This window comes from Pedobacter frigoris, assembly GCF_032678645.1.
Classification (GTDB): Bacteria; Bacteroidota; Bacteroidia; order Sphingobacteriales; family Sphingobacteriaceae; genus Pedobacter; species Pedobacter frigoris_A.
The window spans coordinates 63,076-82,742 of the sequence record NZ_JAVTSP010000001.1 but is presented as its reverse complement, the minus strand read 5'-3'; the positions used below and the strand labels follow the sequence as shown (position 1 = coordinate 82,742).

General features: G+C 43.8%; 15 protein-coding genes. All 15 read right to left on the bottom strand.

The features are described from left to right. Positions 1-7: 7 nt before the first annotated feature. A complete protein-coding gene (locus R2Q78_RS00440; protein WP_316787836.1) occupies positions 8-436 on the bottom strand; it encodes a DUF1896 family protein in 429 nt (142 codons plus the stop codon). 17 nt (positions 437-453) lie between these two features. Beyond that, positions 454-888 (bottom strand): hypothetical protein, encoded by a 435-nt coding sequence (locus R2Q78_RS00435; protein ID WP_316787835.1) that lies wholly within the window; start codon positions 886-888, stop codon positions 454-456. Next, positions 888-1,157, bottom strand: coding sequence for a DUF4134 domain-containing protein (locus R2Q78_RS00430; protein ID WP_316789981.1), 270 nt, complete (start codon positions 1,155-1,157; stop codon positions 888-890). Before R2Q78_RS00430 ends, R2Q78_RS00435 begins: the two co-directional genes overlap by 1 nt. 294 nt (positions 1,158-1,451) lie before the next feature. After that, a complete protein-coding gene (locus R2Q78_RS00425; RefSeq protein ID WP_316787833.1) occupies positions 1,452-1,871 on the bottom strand; it encodes a hypothetical protein in 420 nt (139 codons plus the stop codon). A 512-nt stretch (positions 1,872-2,383) separates the two neighbouring features. Next, positions 2,384-3,235 (bottom strand): RteC domain-containing protein, encoded by an 852-nt coding sequence (locus tag R2Q78_RS00420; RefSeq protein ID WP_316787831.1) that lies wholly within the window; start codon positions 3,233-3,235, stop codon positions 2,384-2,386. A gap of 332 nt (positions 3,236-3,567) precedes the next feature. Further along, positions 3,568-4,191, bottom strand: a complete 624-nt coding sequence (locus R2Q78_RS00415; RefSeq protein ID WP_316787829.1) for a Crp/Fnr family transcriptional regulator — start codon at positions 4,189-4,191, stop codon at positions 3,568-3,570. A 69-nt stretch (positions 4,192-4,260) separates the two neighbouring features. Further along, complete coding sequence (locus R2Q78_RS00410; RefSeq protein ID WP_316787827.1) at positions 4,261-5,139, bottom strand: hypothetical protein; 879 nt, start codon at positions 5,137-5,139, stop codon at positions 4,261-4,263. Continuing rightward, entirely contained in the window at positions 5,139-8,189 is a 3,051-nt protein-coding gene (locus tag R2Q78_RS00405; RefSeq protein WP_316787825.1) for a hypothetical protein, read from the bottom strand. The genes R2Q78_RS00410 and R2Q78_RS00405 overlap by 1 nt, the downstream gene beginning before the upstream one ends. Before the next feature lie 76 nt (positions 8,190-8,265). Then, positions 8,266-8,721, bottom strand: coding sequence for a DUF4375 domain-containing protein (locus tag R2Q78_RS00400; protein ID WP_316787823.1), 456 nt, complete (start codon positions 8,719-8,721; stop codon positions 8,266-8,268). A 152-nt stretch (positions 8,722-8,873) separates the two neighbouring features. Beyond that, positions 8,874-9,668 (bottom strand): DUF7003 family protein, encoded by a 795-nt coding sequence (locus R2Q78_RS00395; RefSeq protein ID WP_316787822.1) that lies wholly within the window; start codon positions 9,666-9,668, stop codon positions 8,874-8,876. Positions 9,669-9,756: 88 nt separating this feature from the next. Continuing rightward, positions 9,757-10,551 (bottom strand): DUF7003 family protein, encoded by a 795-nt coding sequence (locus tag R2Q78_RS00390; RefSeq protein ID WP_316787820.1) that lies wholly within the window; start codon positions 10,549-10,551, stop codon positions 9,757-9,759. An 87-nt stretch (positions 10,552-10,638) separates the two neighbouring features. Then, positions 10,639-11,331 carry a hypothetical protein gene (locus tag R2Q78_RS00385; RefSeq protein ID WP_316787818.1) on the bottom strand — a complete coding sequence of 231 codons (693 nt, stop codon included), beginning with the start codon at positions 11,329-11,331 and terminating at the stop codon, positions 10,639-10,641. 145 nt (positions 11,332-11,476) lie between these two features. Then, a complete protein-coding gene (locus tag R2Q78_RS00380; protein ID WP_316787816.1) occupies positions 11,477-11,959 on the bottom strand; it encodes a hypothetical protein in 483 nt (160 codons plus the stop codon). Positions 11,960-11,968: 9 nt separating this feature from the next. Continuing rightward, on the bottom strand, positions 11,969-16,291 hold the full coding sequence (locus R2Q78_RS00375; RefSeq protein WP_316787815.1) for a glycoside hydrolase family protein: 4,323 nt from the start codon (positions 16,289-16,291) through the stop codon (positions 11,969-11,971). Between the two features lie 24 nt (positions 16,292-16,315). Further along, complete coding sequence (locus tag R2Q78_RS00370; RefSeq protein WP_316787813.1) at positions 16,316-19,660, bottom strand: hypothetical protein; 3,345 nt, start codon at positions 19,658-19,660, stop codon at positions 16,316-16,318. Between the last annotated feature and the right edge of the window lie 7 nt (positions 19,661-19,667).

Below are 19,667 nucleotides of genomic sequence, written 5' to 3'. Positions count from 1 at the left end.
TAAATGTCTAATTCAGGTAATCATGCACTTTGCCGATGATCGCATACTTCAAAAACCGGTTGTCTTCGTTTTCTTCATTAAACTCAAAGGATTCAAAAACCTCTTTACAGTGAGCTGTAAGGTTGATACATTCATAGGTAAGTACGCCGGCCTCACTGAAGCGTTCGTATTCTGATGAAAACTCCGTTTCCAGCACTTCTTTAATGTAATTGAAGCGGGACGGACGAAGCTCGGCAGTCATCTCATTCAGCGCCAGCTCTTCGATGATGTAAAGCGGTTTGCCTTCGGTTAATAATTGGCTTACCAGTGACATAACTGAATGCAGCTTGTCCTCCAGATAAGTAGTTATCCCGTAATCAGTCCTTAATGTTTCGGTCAGATCAGGGTTATTGACCGTAATAAAGGCGAGCAGTTTTTCTTTGAGCACGCTATGCATAGCTTCATCATTTTCCATTATCCAATCCTCCTTCCTTTTTTTTGAACTTTTCTTTTTCGTTGCTCAACGCCTAATGTGATCAGCTTCAGAATAGGCGACTGATCGCCATAATAATCCGCCCGATGCCCCTGACGCAAAGCCAGGCCGATAGGGTCCAGCTTGCTGAGGGGGGGAACCATTACCAGTCGCACATGTTCAGGCACATATACACCCTGGCTGGTATCACCCAGGTAAAAACTCTTAGATCGGGTATCATAATAAAAATGATGAAACCCATATTCCTCTCTGGTTGCCCCCAATCCAAGCCTGTTGGCCTGGTTGCCTACTTCCCGCAATTCGTGGTGCCTGATATCTACATAGAAGCTTGTCCCTTCTATCTCGCACAGCGGCAGTTCACGGGGCTGTTCTGCTTTGTCATGCCCCTCAAACGGATAACCCATAAACTCCTTCATCAGACGTTGAAAAAGGATTTAATGACCGTTGCAACTACCACCAGGAATACACAGCTGCCAAACCAGGCAGCGGCCACCTTTGATGTATCCTGGTCCCCGCCACTCCATTTTTGATACACTTTCACGGCCCCGATCAGACCTAAGATCGCACCTACCGCATACATCAGCTTGGTGCCGGAATCAAAATAGCCTCGCACCATCGTATTGGCTGATTCTATTCCTGCCTTTCCATCCTGAGCTTTTGCGTAGACCACACAAACGGCCAGCATTAATGTGGCCCCCACTTTTTTTAGATTCACTCTCACTTTTTCCATTCTTCACATATTTAAAAATATTTCGTTCCTCATTTTCCGGTAGTTCCCCCGTCCATATCGGACGGGGGCCGGAACGGCCGATGGGCGCCTCTGCTCACGTCCTCACCTTTTCACCTTACCCACCAGACCTTTTCTTTTTTCATTGTCCCTTCCGGGGTCATCCCTCAATCAAGAGGGATGACTGGAAGGGCACCGGCAACCTCACAACCCCAACAAACCAAAACCAATCTCACCGGTGCCGGTGTATTACTAGCGGGGCAACGTTCTCCACGCCGCATTCAATTCATCTTCCCGGAACGTCACCCCGCAATTATCTTTAGCCATATCTATAAGGGTTGCATTCAGGACATCCTGGTAAGCGGCCAGGCGCAACCCGCCATGGCTGATCAGTCTTTCTTTCAGTTGCACAAGCAACTCTTCTTTGCTGATCCCTTTTGCCGCTTCCAGTATGCACTCCTTCAGTTCCTCAACTGCTGCCTCGTAGTCCGCAAACGCATCGTCCTCTTCAGCATCGTTATCCGGATCGTCTAAAGGTTTTCCAGTCCATTTCTTTATGGCCAGTTTCTTTACCTTATCTTTATAGAACACGCCTCCCAGGATCAGGTAATAGGCTCCGGTCAATACCGCTAACGCCCCCAGGTAATCGCTCCATGAAATTTTGCTCAGCATCGTTTTCCTCTCTTTTCACGGTGAACCATTTCCCCGCCGTTGACAATACAAATGTGGGGCTGGCAGAAAGCGATTTTTGTGTAGTTGGTATTTCTGAATAAAGATTTTCCGTAAGAATTTTTGCACCAATTGGAGACTGCTGAAAATAACCGGATGCTATTTTTCAGTAGGTTTTAGATTGAATTAAATGGATACATTCTTTGAAAAGCGGTGTTACCGGACTGTATTCTGAATAGGATAGAATACGCAAATTCAGAATGGTTAAGGAGAAAATATATAATTGAAATAAGGATGGCAATGTTTAATGTTCTGATAGTTCGAGCCAAACTAAAAAATGTAGCAAAAAAAGAGGCTGTCTCAAAAGTCATTCTTTTGAAGATATAGCAGAATAAAATAAATAATGCTCATTCGAATCAAAACGAATGAGCATTATCTTTTACTGAAATAAGATCAATTTTTTGACTTTTGAGACAGCCTCGTGAGTATTGGAGGAACTGGCCACCAGGGATCATTCAACGTCCATCCCAATGGTCGATGTATTTTTTTAAAGAGACGGGAAGGGAGTCCAGATATTCTGTAGGCGAAATCATTTTCCTGAGTCGTATGTTCTGATTAAATACAGTAGGCCAATTGCCCAGATCAATGCTAAACATGTACTCCAAAACGGCAATGATCTGTTTAATGGTAGCCTGTCCATTATTCAGGCTGGCTTTGCAAAACAAACCGTAGCCCAATTCGATAAGCGCTGACTTTGGATCTGTCCATTTAAGCAAACTCAGCTCGACTGGTTCTCCAATCACATTGTCTATGCTTATAAAGGCATGGTTTAGATATTTCAGCAACCGTTCATATGCCTTAAAGCGGGCCAGCTTACAACTGATCGGGGTACAAAAGCGGTCATCGATCTCTAAGGCATCTTCATCAATAAAGGCCGGTGGCATCTTGCGCAGAAAATATTCCTTGTCATTGTTTATTTTCCGTGTCTGGTAGTAGTTAAACACGTCTTTATTCCTTTCATGGAATTTATCGATACCATTCAATTCCTTGGTATAGAATTCACGGAGATTTGCCTTATTGCCAAATGGTTTGTTGCTCTCTATATTGTAGATCTCATGATGATAAATCAGCTCACTCTGAAAGACCGGCTTTATGTCTTTAAAAAAACGGACTTCTTCTTCTTCATCTTTAAAGGCATAGTCAATAATAAATTCTTTTAGTTTTTTCAAAATTCCCTGGACGCTGTAGTAGGATTGTTCTGCTTTGATCAATACGTTGTCTGCGTCCGCGCTCACTTTTTTGAGAGAGCCGTTCATCTCCTCCTGTAGTGTTAAAATAAATTGTTCCATTTCCATCTTCGTTTTCATGTTCAAAATTGAGTTCGGGCAATAGCTGGCCAGCGCTGCCTGATGGCAAATGTGGCAAGCAAAAAGTGGATTTACGCAGCCTAGAACTGGATATTACTCTGAAGTAGAGTAAATACTACTTTAAGTAAATGACCGATTGATGAAGTGTGGGTTCACCTACTAGACATGCAAATGAAGCATCCCAGTATTTGTTGAATTTCTGAGTTTAAATAGCACACTATTAAGGTCGTATCAGCATTTGCAATACAAAAGTAGGACTTGTGGATAGAGTACGCCTGGGCAAAATGCGGCGTTTTTTCGACGTTAGTATCTTTTTATGATATCAAAGTTGACTAGGAATGGTGTCTCTTGTTGCGTATCCGACTCAGTGTTTTTCTGGTAATTCCCAGATAACTGGCGAGTGCCGTGTTGGGCAGGAATTGTAGGAGGTGAGGATATAGCATTTCTAAGTTGGAGATTTTTCCCTCAGTAGAATATTGCTGCCATTTGGTTCTTTTTACGATAAGTTGTAATTGCAGTTCAGTAAAACGGTACGCCATTTTGAAAAAATCCTGGTGACTTTCCAGCAAATAGTCAAATTGGTCCTGTTTTAACGCCACAAAGGTGCTTTCCTGCAAAGCCACCAACTTTTCATCACTTGCCTGACGGTCATACCAGCTATCCACAGCGACAACTGGATCACCCGCCCCCATAAACCATACGATCTTTTCTTCTGCTTCCATGATGAAGTTGGAGCTAACCAAACCATGGGTACAGAAAAGCATGTAATTACAGGTTTCACCATATTCCAAGATCACTTCCTTGGCGCGGTAGCGTATGACGACGCTGTGTTCTAAAATATATTGCTTAGTCTCATTGGTTAAAGAATATACCTTATCAAAACCTGCAAAGAGCTGCTGGTAATTCTTTTCAATAATTTCTTCTGAAAGCTTGCGCCTCTTGTTTGGAAGTCTCATTTATAGCCCATTTTATCATTGAAGAATACGGGTTATAGAAAATGATAAAATGAAATTACGAAATAGAACTTATTTCCACCGCTTCCCTAGCGACAACCCGGCATACAAAGCAATGCTCCAGGGATAAGCTTTCTGATCGGCCATGATCTCCATTGACTTTGTTTGAAAGGAAACGTTACAGCCTAATGTAACTGTTTTGATAAAGCTTTTGTTCCTGATAGGTTCTATCGCAACAGCGGCATCAACATAAGCACCTGGAATGTATTTCATCTCCCCCAGCCCCTGCTTCCATTTAGCGGCGCCGAGGATTCTGGTTGCATTTAAGAATTGGTCGTGATTGGCTTCTGAGTATTTTTCTTCCTGCACATAAGCATGCTCATCCGGGTTGAAGTCTATATAGATCAGCTTCAGGTAATAAGGTTTCAGCATGGCCAGACTAAACCCTGCCTGGCATCGCAGACTCACAGATAAGTTGCCTTCCAGCACACCCGGCAGCACCAGGTATTCACGACCATAGCCCAGCTGTACCTGATAGGCATTATTGATCTTGCCGAAAATAAAAGGTGTGGCATTACCAAGCTCCGGATAGCCTTTGTTCTGCCTTACCTGTTTGATCTGCTTCTCATGCTTGATCTCTGAAAAAGACAATTGATAAAAACGATTCTGGGTCTTACTGATCCGTTGTTGATAATAGAGCAGGCCGGTATAGCCGGTACTGTTCAGCCGGACACCCAGCGCTATACCTCGTTTATAGTTGGAATCGAGCCCCCAGGTTTGGAGATGGTTCTTAAACTTTTTAATCTTCGTTGCTGTATTGTTTACCGTCTTCCGGCCTTTTGCAGCTACTTTATTGGCACCGTTCCAGACGTTATTGTTTTGTGCTTTGCAACAGAAAACAGTGCCTAAGGACAGCAGTAAGATCAGTGTATATCGGATGAATAACGGCATCAGTTGAGGGGTTTAAGGAGCGAAAGATACCATACCGGCTTGCCACCAGCACCCGGCCAGCCCATATCGAAGCGCAATGGATAGCCGGCCAGTGTGGTCCGTGCGCTCAGCCCGTAAGCAGCCTGCCAGCCTTTTTCCTTTGTGCTGTATAAGGCGTGTCCACCAGCTTTTGCTACATCGGTAAACAGACCGGGTTGCAGATTATTGATGGCAGATAAAGGCGTTTCGATGGGTATCAATGTCTGGAATAAGGGGAAGTAAACATCCAGGTTCAGGAGCGCATAGCTGCTGCCATAGATACTGTTCTGAAAATAGCCCCTTAGCGGGGTCACCAGCGTCTGGAAGGCATAAGGAGCCGCCTGCGGAAAATGTACATTGCTGTCTACCCTCGGTGTGATATTGTTGTCCACCCCGCCCAGGTTATACAATACCCGGTGATCGCCACCGCTGTAGCCTGCCTGCAGTTGTGCTACCAGTGTGATATAGCGGTATACTGGCAAGTGATAAGCGGCTTTCATGCTCAGCCCTGCCAATGCTTTCTGCTGTTGGGTAAAGCCTTTAAATCCATCAATAGCTAATTTACCGCTAAACCCTTTATATAACAGCGGTAAAGAAGGCTGCAAACGGTCATATTGATACGACAGGGTAAAAAGCCCCCATAGACTCTTAAAGGCCGGGAAATAAAGGCTGTATTTTTCGGTGGCAGGGAAGATGGTTTTATCCTGCCGGGCAGCCAGTTGTAAGCGTACTGCTGAAAAATGGGAAAGCGGGTATTCCAGGGATAGCTCATAGTAATTTGTCTTTGCCCTGGCTACGTTGGGATATAACCTGCCGTTTTCATCTACCCAGTTGCGCTGCGGATCGGGCTTCAGGTCTTCTGATTTCCGGTAATAGGCCAGCCCCCAATCCAGCAACTTAGCTGTGTTGCGGTACTTTACAAAAAAGTCGGAACCATCAGAACCGGCAGGCAGTCGAAATGCAATATTGATATGATGGTTTTCAAACAGATCGGAAAATCCACCTTGTGCCATTCCACCTATCTGCGGGAAGCGGAAGGAGCCCTGGTAAGCCTCGTAGGGCTGGTACCTGTTTATAAAGTAATCGTTATTGACTTTGGCAGTAAAGTAGGCGCTGTACAACTGCAGGACATAGGGTGATGCTTTCTTGGGATCATAGCGCAGGGCATTGTGGATACTATCCTGACGTTTTGCAGACTGCTCTTTGGCATTGGCTGTGTTGAAGACGCCATCGAGAAAGGAGGGTTCTGTATTAGCTACAGCTTTAAGGATGGAATCTTCTTTCGCTCTGATTGCTGCAGCTTGCTGATAATCCAGCAGCCAAGGTGAGGGTTGATTTGCTGTCGAATCCAGCATCCAGCTGTCAAGATCCTGACGGGTAATAAACAGCCTATCTCTGATACACCGACTGATCAGCACGTCTTTACCATCGACAGTAAACTGTGCCGGTTGAAACAAGGGGCCAACTATAGGCTGGTCATACAGATCTGCAAATTGTCGTCTTCCGTTCTGTGTTGTTGTCGCAATGATACGTCCCTCTGAAAACACCTGCGGAAACTGCCAGCGGACATCATTGCTTTCTTGGTCAACGGTCACGAATGACACTTGCTTTTCTTTCAGACTGAAGATACCCTGCCAGCATATACTATCCTCTTTTTTATTGGTTAGCGGCCGGTTAGACACAAAATAGATTACCTTATACTTTTCATTGATGGCAGGTGCTGCATCATCAAACTGGTCGTTGGTTAATAGAGTATATTTTTCTTTAAACGGGTTATAGCTTACAATGTCCGATTGTCCTTTATTCCAGGCTGCCAGCAGGAAGTTGTTATTATCCTGCATTATCACGCTGCTGGTGCCGTCTAATCCCTTCATTGGGTATTTATCCCGTAAGTTCCCGCTTATGCCATAGCGCCTGACAGTGATATGACCTTTGTCGGGCTGCGTCACCAATAACTCATCACCGGCTTTCGACCAACTGACGAGCGGATAATCATCGCCAGCATGATCATTGATCCAGGGAGGAAGTTGATAGCTGCTGATCTTATAGTGGCGCTTGCCTGGCACATCATAGACATACACCGTCCGTTGGTGCCAGGTTGCCAATACATATGCAACAGCTGTTTGCTTTGGGCTGATAAGCGTATGCAATACCCGGCCCTTTTTGTGCGCCAGGGACAGCCAGGCATTTGATGAAGTATCGGTTGATACCGGCAGTAGCCGCTGCCGGTAGAATTGCAGGCATTCATCCAGCAGATGTGGCATCTCTTCTTTGGTTACCAGCCGTAATACACGCGGCAACGGTTTTCGTTTCCGGAGCTGGAGAAACAGTTGGGTAGGTGCTTGCCGGAAATATTTTATAGTTAGAAAGTAGCAGAAAGCCTGTCCTGCCAGCGCAGGATTATTGGCTATGACGGCATCCCAATGTTGTAAGGACGTATCTCGTAACAATGCCAATACTTCATCTTCCCGTTCTACTGGCCACTGATGCGCGAAGTAACAGATCATCCCTTCCTTCATCCAATATGGCACCAGGCCTTTAGTGCTGCCGGTTAGCTGCGTTTCAAGGCCTTCGTTTAAGGTGCTTTCCCAGGTGGCTCTTGCCAGCCCTTCGTATAATTGGTGCTTCAGGCCTTCTCTATTGCCCTGATATGCCAGTAGCAGACGATTGCCTTTCGTGATGAAGGTGGGCAGGGTTTTATCTCCTGGTTCAAAGCTGCCTATATTGGATTCGTAGACTTGGTCGGGGGATGGATAAATAATAATATTGGGTACGGATGAAATGCTGCTGCCCATTCTACGACGCAACAGTTCTGTTGCATCTGGCGCTTCTGCGGATATCTGGGCGCAAAGACTATCATAACCTTCCGGGAAATAAATATGAAAGGCAGACGTATGGAATGCCTGCCAATGATGGCTATTTGCTGAATACTGAAACCTGTTATACGACTGTACTTCCTGCGCGGATACTGGGAGTACAGTCGTATATATTATAAGGACGAGGATTGATGCTGACTTCCGAAAAATAGACATTCCTCTGAATTTTAAGGATTGGGATTGACTAATAATATGGGAATATAGTATCAGTTTAGAATTGTTCCGGCCCCCATTAAAGGCCCTCAATATAATCACCAAGAAGTTTAGGGAGATCCTCCCATTGATCATCATAATAAATGTCGTCAAGATCATTCAGTTCCTCTTCCCTGCCAGCTACATCAATTTGCTTGGCAAGAAGCTTTTCTCTGAAAATATCCATAGGTTCGTCGACCCAATTAAATATATGATAAGCCTTTTCTAATAACTCCGCAGTTTTTGTTGCCTTTATCAGCGATAAGGTGTCAATGGTCTCTATTGCAAACTGACCATAACCATTCGAGAAGTATTGGTGGTGCCCACCATTAAATACCTGGTTGTGATAAATCACAACCAGGTATACTGTTTTTGATTTTTCAGGCAGTCCTACAACATAGTTGTACCATCTATCGCTTATTTCAGAAAGCCATTCCGATTTAATTCCCTTACCAACTTCCAAATAGATTGCCTCTATATTTTCTAATGTGTTCATAGATTATTATATAAATGCTGCTGGCTACATTATTTTATTCACTTGTATTAGCTCCATTAGGGGATTTTAGCTAATGATTCCAGGTCTATAACTAGAAAAATGATAGCAATAAATTTAATGTTGCATACAGGAAATATAATCCATTGTTTCAATTAAAAATCTCCTGATTCCCAATTCGACCAATGGCTATTTGGTGGTTGGGTTGGATTATATAGGTCCTTATCTCCCGTAACGAGAACTTTTGCAATTAGCTGGTAAAGTTCTTGTGCGCTTGGCAATAGGTTTTTTTCTATTCCAGTATAATGAAACTTATCAATGGTTAATATTTCCGGTAAATCTTTGGGAAGATGCGCTCTGATTTCATTTTTAGTAGCAAAAAGAATATTCGGATTCGTCTCATTTATATACCTGATCAAGTCACCGTAACTAATCAACATTCTTGGGTTATCAACTTCGCTAATATGAATACCTAATTCTTTGTACTTTGTTACGTCATGAATAATTTCGATGTTTTGACCATGTACATTAACGGTGTGAGCCTTTGCACTTATAAGGTCGAGTTGTTCCATTTCATCACCCTCTTTATTTCTTATTCGTTTGTTTTCTTCCCGGCTTATTAAATCCAGTGTTACTAAGTTGGAGATATATGTATGGTCTCCGCTTTTGCTAATATCATAATCTATACAATTGCCCAAATAAGTGAGCGTAATGCCGCAATAATCTGCGTTATAGAAATATCCATTAGTCTCAAACACGATCGCCCATCTTTTTTTATCACTATACAAGTGGATTTTACTTCCTGCCACGATACAAGTTGGCGCTTCTAGGTCAAAGAAGAAATTATAGATAATATCGCTGTAATTCATACTGGGAAAATCATTATCTGGTTTCCGCAAAAATGAATTATCAAGTTTTTTTAAAATTTCAGATTCGGTAAGTTTTATCATATTCGGGCACTAATTTGAGCTAGTTTGAGAAGTCAAGATGATTTAAGATGCATAGATAACCAACGAGAAATATAATCTCCTGTTTCAATCAATATTCACCCGATTCCCAATTAGACCAATGATTATTGGGTGATAGAGTAGGCTTATACATACCTTTATCTTTAGTAACAAGAACTTTTGCGATTAATTGATAAAGTTCCTGTACGCTTGGAAGTAAGTTTTTCTCTATTCCACTAAAATGAAACTTATCAAGGGTTAATATTTGTGGTAAATCCTTTGGTAATAGGGTAGCTATTTCAGAAGGGGTGGCGCTTATCAAGGAAGGGTTTGTTTCATTTATGAATCTTGTAAATTCACTATATCCAATCAAATTTCTTGGATTATCCCAATCTCTTAACTGGATTTTCAACGACGTATACTTACTTCTATCCTTTTCAAAAGGAATGACATAGCCATGAACCGTTACTTCATTAACATCTTCGTTTATTAAGTCAACTTGTTCAATTTCACTTCCAATTTTGTTTCGAATTCTTTGATACTCTTCCGGAGTTACTAATTCGAATGTTGCGACATTTGAGATATAGGTATGCTCTGGATATTTTTCGACTTTATAATTTATACAATTACCAACATATACTAAGTCGCTCTCTACCCTTGATCCAGATGGGTTGTATCCATTCGTTTCAAAAACGATCGCCCAACGTTTAGCATCTGCAAATAAGTGAATCTTACTACCTGCAATTTCGCAAACAGGATTTTCAAGATCAAAAAAGAAATTATACTTGGTTGCACCTGGGATATCTGAGACTGGAAAATCATAATCAGGTTTCCTAAGAAACGTATTATCCAATTTATCGAGAATGTCTTTTTCAGTAAAAGTCATGTTTCTTTATTGTTAGGACTTGGCTCTAAATATGAGCCAAGTCCTGTGATGTAGTGTCAGGCTGGGAAAATGATAGCAATAAATCTATTACTGCCTATTTAGATTCTTTCGCAATTCACGGTAAAAAGACTTCCAATTATCCTTGCCTGAAGGATTTCTCATAACGCTAAATAAATCTCCCATCAAATCTCTCTTATGGTCGTCAACTTTTAAATAAGGGTACAAACAAGCATTATAGGTTTCATATTGTTGTTTCATTTCAATGGAACAATTATAATCTTTAACCAATGTCCACATCATTAATATTGAGAAACTCAATACTAACCTTTGTCTTTCCACCATCGATATTTTGTAATTACCAACAGCTTCATACACTTCGCTATGTATTTGCTCAAACCATTCTAAATTAAAAGTATCAGGAACTTTGACCTTACTATACATTTCAATTTCAGCTTTGAAATGGCCTATATTGTTGACCATTTTAAGAAGATACGGGTATTCTAGTTCAAGATAAGTTTTGGCACTGTCAGGAATTGGAAAATAATCAGCCTCTTTCATCTTGTTAAAAGATTCTAAATTATCATATACAAAACAAGGATGATTATCTTTTAGATGGGCTGACCCCGCAGGCATTAAAACTAACTCGCCATTTGAAAGTTCATAAACAATACCCATATGACTCTTTATTCCCAAATTACTAAAGTCTTGTACCTCTTTCCCATGTTTAGCTAAGTAGTCATCGGCTTCAAGTTGTGTAATTATCCTATAATCTTCTTTCATTTAAAATTCATGTATTAAAAAATGGAAATGCATAAATAAATATCACATTTCAATGAAATAAACAAAGAGGAGTATACTGGCACTTTCTTTTATCAATACCCAGCAAGGCTAATGATTCATAAAATTTAATGAAATATTTATTGATTTAGTCACATTTCTTCAATTTTAAAGTACACCCTGCATATCCTATCAATAAATTCTTTCCATCAAACATCCATTCATCTCTTGAAGGATACCAAATTTTTGTTTTAGTATTCTGTATTTTATAATCTACTTGTACATGATAAATGATTGAAGAACGCATTTCCATTCTACTTTGAGTTTCATTAAAGGTATCCCACAAGCCACTATCCACATCCACCTTTTCAATAGTGAATTTCGGGTTAGCGAATGGCTCTTCAAAATAGCTAATACCGTTATTGGATATGCAAATTTTGCTGGTTTTGATATTTTTCAATTCTTTTTTTGTCAATGAATAGATTTTACCTTCTTTATATAATACTACTCGCCAACAACCAGCAATCATTTTTTGAAATGTATTATGATCAAATTTTTTTGTTGTCTTTTGCTGGGCAAATAAATTGAATGATAAAAAACAAAAAGCTGATGTTAGAATATAATTTTTCATTATTTTATTTTAAAAGTCTCGGGTGTAATTGCTATTAAACCATATCTGAAGCTCATCCGTACGTCGGTTTATAAGACCTTGTAATACTCGACCATTACTTTGACTAATTGACAACCAATTTGTATTAATGTCATCTACCATTCCTTTGTTAATGGATCTTACTAATGTACTTGCTTTTCTCAATAACCCAAGATTATAAGTCAGTATTGTTAGAGCATCAAATTGATTCTGGGTCAACTTCACTCTTACCTGGGCAATTACCTGCTTCTGATATTGCTTCATTTCTTGCCTTAACAGCTGGTCTGCTCTGGCTTCTGTTATGCCGTTTTTCTTATAATCGGCAACCTGGTCTTTAGGTACTACATAACCATACCCAATAGTTCTTGTACCCATACCGTCACCAGCGTCATACAATTCCCCTCTAAAAGATTCCCAAGCTTTTAAGAAATCATATCCCTGTTCAGATAATGTCATACCATAATTAGGATCGTATAATATTTCTTTTAAGTCATCAGGACTATAATCAATAGGCGGAGAATTACCAGCTTTTCGATCATATTGATTGGTTGAATATTTGCCATCATCCATCGTAATTTCGTAGGTAGCAGAAGCATCGCTTTCTCCTTGCGTTGATTCTTTGGGGCTATTCGCATTACCACCTTCCTGTGCTAATTTAAGCATGGCCATAAAGCCCGCAAACGCTTGCGGATCAAGGCCAGTACCGGTCTCTGACCATGTACCATCATGAAACGGATTGTGAATATCTGAGGACCCAAATTCGGCTGCAGCCACAACGTCATCTGCCCTGTTTGAGACCATTCCTGTAGGGTCAATCATATTAGCCGGGTCATTACCCATACCCGTATAACCGCTCGGAAATTGATTGGCCGGGTCTATTCCCCAAAAACGGCCTATCTGCGGATCATATTGCCGCGCATGGAAATCATACAGCTCCAGTCCGGCCTCCTTTTGCAGCTCCTTGCCCTGATGCAGGTATTTATTCACCAGCGGAGTATTAGAACCATTGCTTACCACCAGTCCATGCGGGTAATAATGCTGCTCTTCTAACAACTTACCACGGCTATAGGTCACCAAAAAATCATCCATGAACACATTCACACTGTTGGTCTCATTGCTCATGTAGATCAGCAGGTAGCCGTTCTTGTCGATCACAATATCATTGGGCGTACCTATATCGGCCCAGGCACCAATGCTGGCCGCTCCTACCTGCAGCGCACCGCTCCCTTCCTTACGCAGGTTCATATCCTCGTCCAGGAATACATAGTTGAGATACGCACGCGGCTGATTGGGATCAGTCACCTCTTCCTTCATACTATTGAATCCACTGCTTAGCTGGCTGCCGCTAAACATATTGTTCAGTAGCTGCAGGCCACCATTCTCCGTACCTAAGCCGGTAATACCACCACTCAGGGCATCGAACAGTGAGCTCATCATTGCACTGCTGCTGGTTGTTTCGCCATTGGGGTTAAACTGGTTGTCTTCGTAGTAGGCACTAACCTGTGCCTTAAACTTATCGCCCGCCATTACCTTCAATAATAGTGAGGTGCCTACCCGCTTGGCCGGGTTAGAAGCTACCAGCTCCGCAGCCGTCTCATCATTGGGGCCGGGAAGCGGCTTGGGCGCTGTGGTGGGCATCTCAAATAGCATATGCTCCACCGCCGAGCTCGACAGCTCATGGGTGGCCAAATAATCGCGGATACTGGCGTTCTCATGGTTCACCACGCTTCTTACATTGCCCAGGTGGTCTTTGATAAAGTAATCGTACTGGTAGTCGGGCAGGCCGTTTTTCCAGCGGGCACGGCCTTCGCTGTGCAACACGTACTGCAAATTTTGATTGCTATATACAAAAGGCCCCCAATAGTTGAGCACCTCTATAGGTCCGCTCGCCTGGGTGATCGTCTTCTGGATCAGCGTACCTGACGCATCGTAGATATTGTTCACACTGCCGTTGCCGGAGGTAGCCACATCCAGCGGCAGGTCCAGCTCATTATAGTTGATGCTGGTTATGGCCTTGTTCAGATCGGCAGTCAGGTTGCCATTGGCATCGTAGGTATAGTCGGTAGTGCCGGCATTGCGGTTTGTAAAGTCATTGAGCGCATTATTAGCCATTGCATCCTCTACACGGTCCAGCGTATTACTGTAGGGTTTGTACACATAGGTCAGCTTATCCATGTCGATGATCTGTGTCGTGCCGCCTACAACCACACCCTTCTGGTCCATACTCAGCATATTGCCATTGGCATCGTAGGTGATATTGCCGACCGAGTAGTCGTGATCGTACTTGTTCCAGGAGCCGCCCAGCGAGCCCACGATCTCGTTAAAGTCGGCGCCCGTCATCCGGCCGGCCTTATCGTAGGCATAGCCATAGGCACGGGGTTCGGCAGCCGAGCCCGCACCGCGCCACCGCATACCGGAAATAGCATTGTCATAACGTGGCAGGTCGAAGCCGTAATCATAAGACAGGGCACAGCCGAAGGTGGCATCGGGGTAAGCCGGATTGTCTATATAGTCCGCATTGATGCCCGTCAGCTGGCCGCGGATGTTGTAGGTATAAACCTGCTTCTCTACCCCGTTGCCGATGGATTTTGTTTTTACCCGGCCAAAGTCATCATAGAGATAATTAGCTAGGACCACTTCGGGCTTATTGTCGAGCTTCAGCTTCTGTGAGAGCAGCCGACCATCTACATAATTATTGCGTAGCACGATCGTGGTATTGGGTTTGGAAGTCCCAGGGAAACCCTGGTGGTCCAGGATCGATGTGGCAATACTGCCGTCGAAGTTGTACTGCGTGGTGGAGATATCCCAATTGGCAGCATTCCAGGGATTAAGCGTGTGTACCTGTATCGGCCTGCTTTTCTGGTCGTAGAAGTAGATATTGCTGATCCACTCATTCATTGTACCATTACCAATAACCCTTGTCTTGCTGGCGGTCAGCAACCCATTCACATAATTGAAAGGAACGGGGGTTGTACTGTAAATAGAGGTGCCATAGCTGCTGCTGTAATTGGCAGAAAACGACCTGGTGTAAGGGAACGTGGCATCAAAAGCATAACTGTCGTAATAGTTATAGCTGTTGATCTCCACATTGGTCAGTGAAGCAGGGTAAGCACCCCTGAACCCATTAGAAAGATAATCTTCAAGAGAGCCAGGCACCGGAGTAGAGCCGGGTCCTATCAGTGATTCCCATTGCGCAAGATCATAGCTGGTATTCACAAAGCCAGAAAACACCACACGATCCCGACTATCATACACCTGGAACGCCCATTTGCCCTGGCTGGCTAATAGCGGCGTTTGGGATAAGGCTGCTTTGTGATGCTTGTTATAGACCATAAATTCAAAGCCCTCCTTACCGGGAATCCGGCGCGATGTTACCTGCCCAAACCTGTTATAGGTATAGCCATAGCAGAGCTTATCATAAATCTGTATGCTGCTGCCAGCACCCGGAGAAGGCCATCCCGCAGCAGCCAGTGCTTCATAGGCCTTAGGGGTAATGACCCAAATGATACGGCCAAGATCGTCGTACACATAACACGTGGTCAGTATCTCGCTATTGCCATCCATGCCTGCTTCTGTTTGGGAACAGACCGTATTACCGTTCTTATTTTTGTACTCCCAGCTTGCTGCTCCATGCTGGCCTTCAACCTTTAAAGCCTTTAGGTCGCCTGGGGCGTAATAGCCATTATTCTTAGGGTACAGCTCTGTCCAGTAGCTTGCCGTCCCGAATTTAATAATGCCGCTGCCATTGACCGAAACAGACTGTACCTTGCCACGGTCGCTGCCCGTTCTGGCCATTCCGGGTTCATAGGTTGCTATCGAGGTCTGGCTACCTGAAAAAATAACCTTAGTACGGGCATAGGCATTATCACCTTCATCCGGAAAATTGGCATCATAGTATGCTTTCTGGTCGGTAAAAGGGGTGTACTGGAAACCGATGCCGCCCGTATTCGCAGGGTAGGACAGGTAAGACGGCTTATCCAATAAGCTACGGTTATCATATACAGTCACCAGGTCCTTTGTCCTCCTCAGATTGGTTTGCAAAGGCTGGCCTAATCCGTTGGCATAAGTAGTACTCATGGTATACCATGCCGGATTGCCGGGTATGGCTGGGCTGGTAATGGGGATCACCGGAGACCAGGTGCGCGTATAATTGAATTTACCATTAACCGGGTTGAAGCCGGCAGGCAGCGGGATGCCGGCGCTGCTACCTGTCGGGCTGACTACTCCTGTCGGTGTGTTGGTAATTGTTCCCTGTGCCGCTGCTAATCCTACAAACCCGCAGAAAGCCAGCACTGACGTTATCATTTTTTTCATTTTTTAGCTTTTTTTGAGTGAGGATCAATAGTTATCGTTGCCAGCAACCACCGTTCTGTTTACTTTAAGAATATTCCGGTTGATGTCGCGGGTTATGGTTTGCCTGCCCATTGCATCATATTCCATATATTGGATGTTACACCTCGCATCGCAGACACTATTGGCACCGAACAGTGGTTCATAGGTGGTCGTAGTCATATCCGCATCAAACGGATGGAGCCGCAGCTCATCGATGTGGATGGAACCACCGGAAGGACGCGAAATAGCCAGCTGCTGGCCGCTGCCAATAATTTCCGCTGTATAAAGCTTCCAGCTACCGATTACCAGTTGCTCGTTTAGCTGCAGATTGCTGGTGCCGCTGATGTCAGGTGGTGCGGTCGCCCAAAAGGTCAGTTGAAACTTAGCACCACTGGCAAGCGGATATTTGGAAATGATATCGTTCTGGTTGCCCAGGTCATAGTAATAATGTCCAGTCATCGGCTGGCCGCTACTGCTTGGAGATACATAGACGATACTTGATGGATTAAAGTCCCAGTTGCCTTTGTTGTCGTCTGCGGTTCCGAATGGTTCATAACCTCCCTCAAAGCTGGTATAGGCGATCTGCTCAAAAGTGGCGTTGTTTGCTGTAGCAATATTTTGTCCAACACGTGTATCCCATATATAAGCTACCGATTTTTCATCTTCTTCATCTTCTGCCTGGGTAGTATTCCCTTTCCCATCCCAGGCTACATATTTTGCAGACCTGATCTGGTAGTCCTGGGCATTGTTGTTACTGTTGTTATAAAGCGAATTGTAGCAAAAACGCTTATTGCCGCCATATTTATAATTGTTAACCTGGTTTGGGTTCTCATTCCATATCTCTTCTGTTCTATCTACGAGGTAAGTGCTATTGTTTACCGTCCTTTCCAATTCTGTGAACAAAGGCAGCCAGATACCCTTTGGATTAAGCGGGTGAGGTGAATTATAAGTGTATTTAAACTTTTTGGTATTCAGGTTGCCATTGTCATCCAGCCAACTTACTGTCTGTAATTCAAAATGGTCGTTGTAGGTGTAATCCTGAGCTTTGACAAACGCGCCGTTATCGGTGGTGCTGGTTTCCGTTTTCTTTTTGACAAGAAATGGAAAACAGAAAAAGTTATTGTAGCGTACCTGTTCCGGCGCCCGGTACTCATTATCATATGAGCGGTAAACGGTTCCATTCAACACCGGATTAAAATCATCCCTGTATTCATAAGCAACCTGGCTCTTTATATTGCCCATCGGGTCGTAATCGGTCATATCCAGTGGCTTGCCCATCCGGTAGGTAAAAAAGTAGTCTATCGGATAGAAGTTGTAGATACTATCTGTTTCCATTTTCAGGTTCGACTGATTGGTATTGCTTTCCAGGATCAGGTTGGTGAAATGCATTTTCGTGCTGCCCATAAAAGTACCGGCAGCATTAAAGTTTTTCACTTCGCAGTAACTATACCCATGATTAGAACCGTTAATAAACTGCATCGGTATCACACAGCTGTTGTAATAGGTTCTTCCTTTTGTTCCTTTGCTCACGCCCCAGGGCACCCAGCTCAGGCCGCCACGGAAGAAGCGCTGGCCACCTGAAAAGACGTATTGTGTTTTTACCGTATTGTCTTCCGAATAACCGTCGCTGACAACTACCATATCGATACAAAGGCCGTCATTGGCATCTGAAAACTCGTAGTCCGGGTGTGGCTTCGTCGACGGGGTAAGGCAACCCTTATAGCCTGCTGCCGGGTTGCTGAGTACATGCTCTTTATAGGTAAACTGGACAGCGCCACCAGTGCCGTTCTTCATCTGTTCCAGTATGCCTGATCTGGCATAGCTGAATGCCGAACTTTTATCCGTTCCATAGGTTGCATTGAAGACGGTATTGGTATGGAGCGGCACAGTTAATCCTGCCAATGAGGAATGTGAAGAAACGGGCATTTTACCGTTATAATAGCCATAATAATCTTTGCTGGGGCTAAATCGTTGCGGCAACGGATTGTTGTTGTATTCAAAAGAGAAGTAAGGCTCGACAGTCAGGTTGTCGTTGCCGATAATGTCAATGCCTTTCAGCTTTAACCGCCAGCCATGCTTTGCCTGTTTGATCTTCTCTGCATCGTCCGGACCTGCATAATAGTTTAAACGGCCCTGGGATGATGTATAGGGAACTTCCGTTGCCGTATAGGTTTTCCAGGGGCTGTGATAAAACGCGTAGTTAAACCGGTAGGTCTTTTGGTTCTTTACATTATTATCGTACTTACTCGATATGACCAGCTTATCCAATGGCCGTAGAGGTTCCATCGGCCATTGATCTTCTTTATAAAAGAAGTCGAGCACCACCCCATTGGGGTATTCTATTCGCTCAATAAAGGTCGTTTGCCCTTTAAAGTTCACATCCTTATTTTCATTCACCGTGATACCTGCCGCTACGCCCCATTCAGGCACCGCTTCATTTACTTCCGTCACGCTCTCTTCATGGCTTTCTATATAATCAACATCCAGTGCAGCGTAAGTATATTTTACGTGCTGGTTGTCTTTTGTAATTACTTCTGAAAGGTTCCAGCTGGTGGCAGGATAATAGGTACAGGCGGCATTAACTACTTTTGTGTTATAGTTTCCCCTGGTAAAGATGAACACATTGCCTTTCTCATCCCTGATCTGGAACCCCAGGATATTTTTTGTAGGCGATTTATCGATGAGGTGCCATAATTCATGGATTGGACCGACACGCTGACCGGCAGGACTGGTAAATTCACAGTTATCGAAGAATGGCCGGATCGACAAGCCGGAAACGGGGTTTGTTTTGCACTCGACCCCATTATATTCATTGATCTTCATTTCAAACGAAACAGAGCGGCCTGCGAAACTGGCATGGAACAGATCCTGCTGCTTTTCTTTGACATCTCCCGCTACTGCATCATTTCCTACGCGGCCTCTCTCGTCAAACCAGCAGCCGGTATAAACAGGTGTAGGGCGATTCGGGAAATTGACGTTTGGTGGGTTCGTAATGGTCACTTCATCTTCCAGTTCTTTGATTTCCCTTTGTATCGAGCCGCCTAAATTTAAAGACCACCCCATGCCGATATTGCTTTCGCGCTCATCGACTTTCAGGCCATGCGTATCATAGCTGATGGAAACACCGAGGTTAAGGCCATTTATTGAATAGCTATGAAGCGGGATATTAATGCTGGCCGTACCATCATACTGGTTCACATTGAATAAGCCGTTCAGGCCGGGGCTACCGTGTCCTGCCGATGGGCGTTCCGTAGATGCGCCTACACCCGTAGCGCCGCCCGGCTCATTTTGTGCCTGGACATTTGCTGCTAGTAAAAGGGCGGGCAGCAACAGCCTTAATAGTTTTTTCATGGGGTAT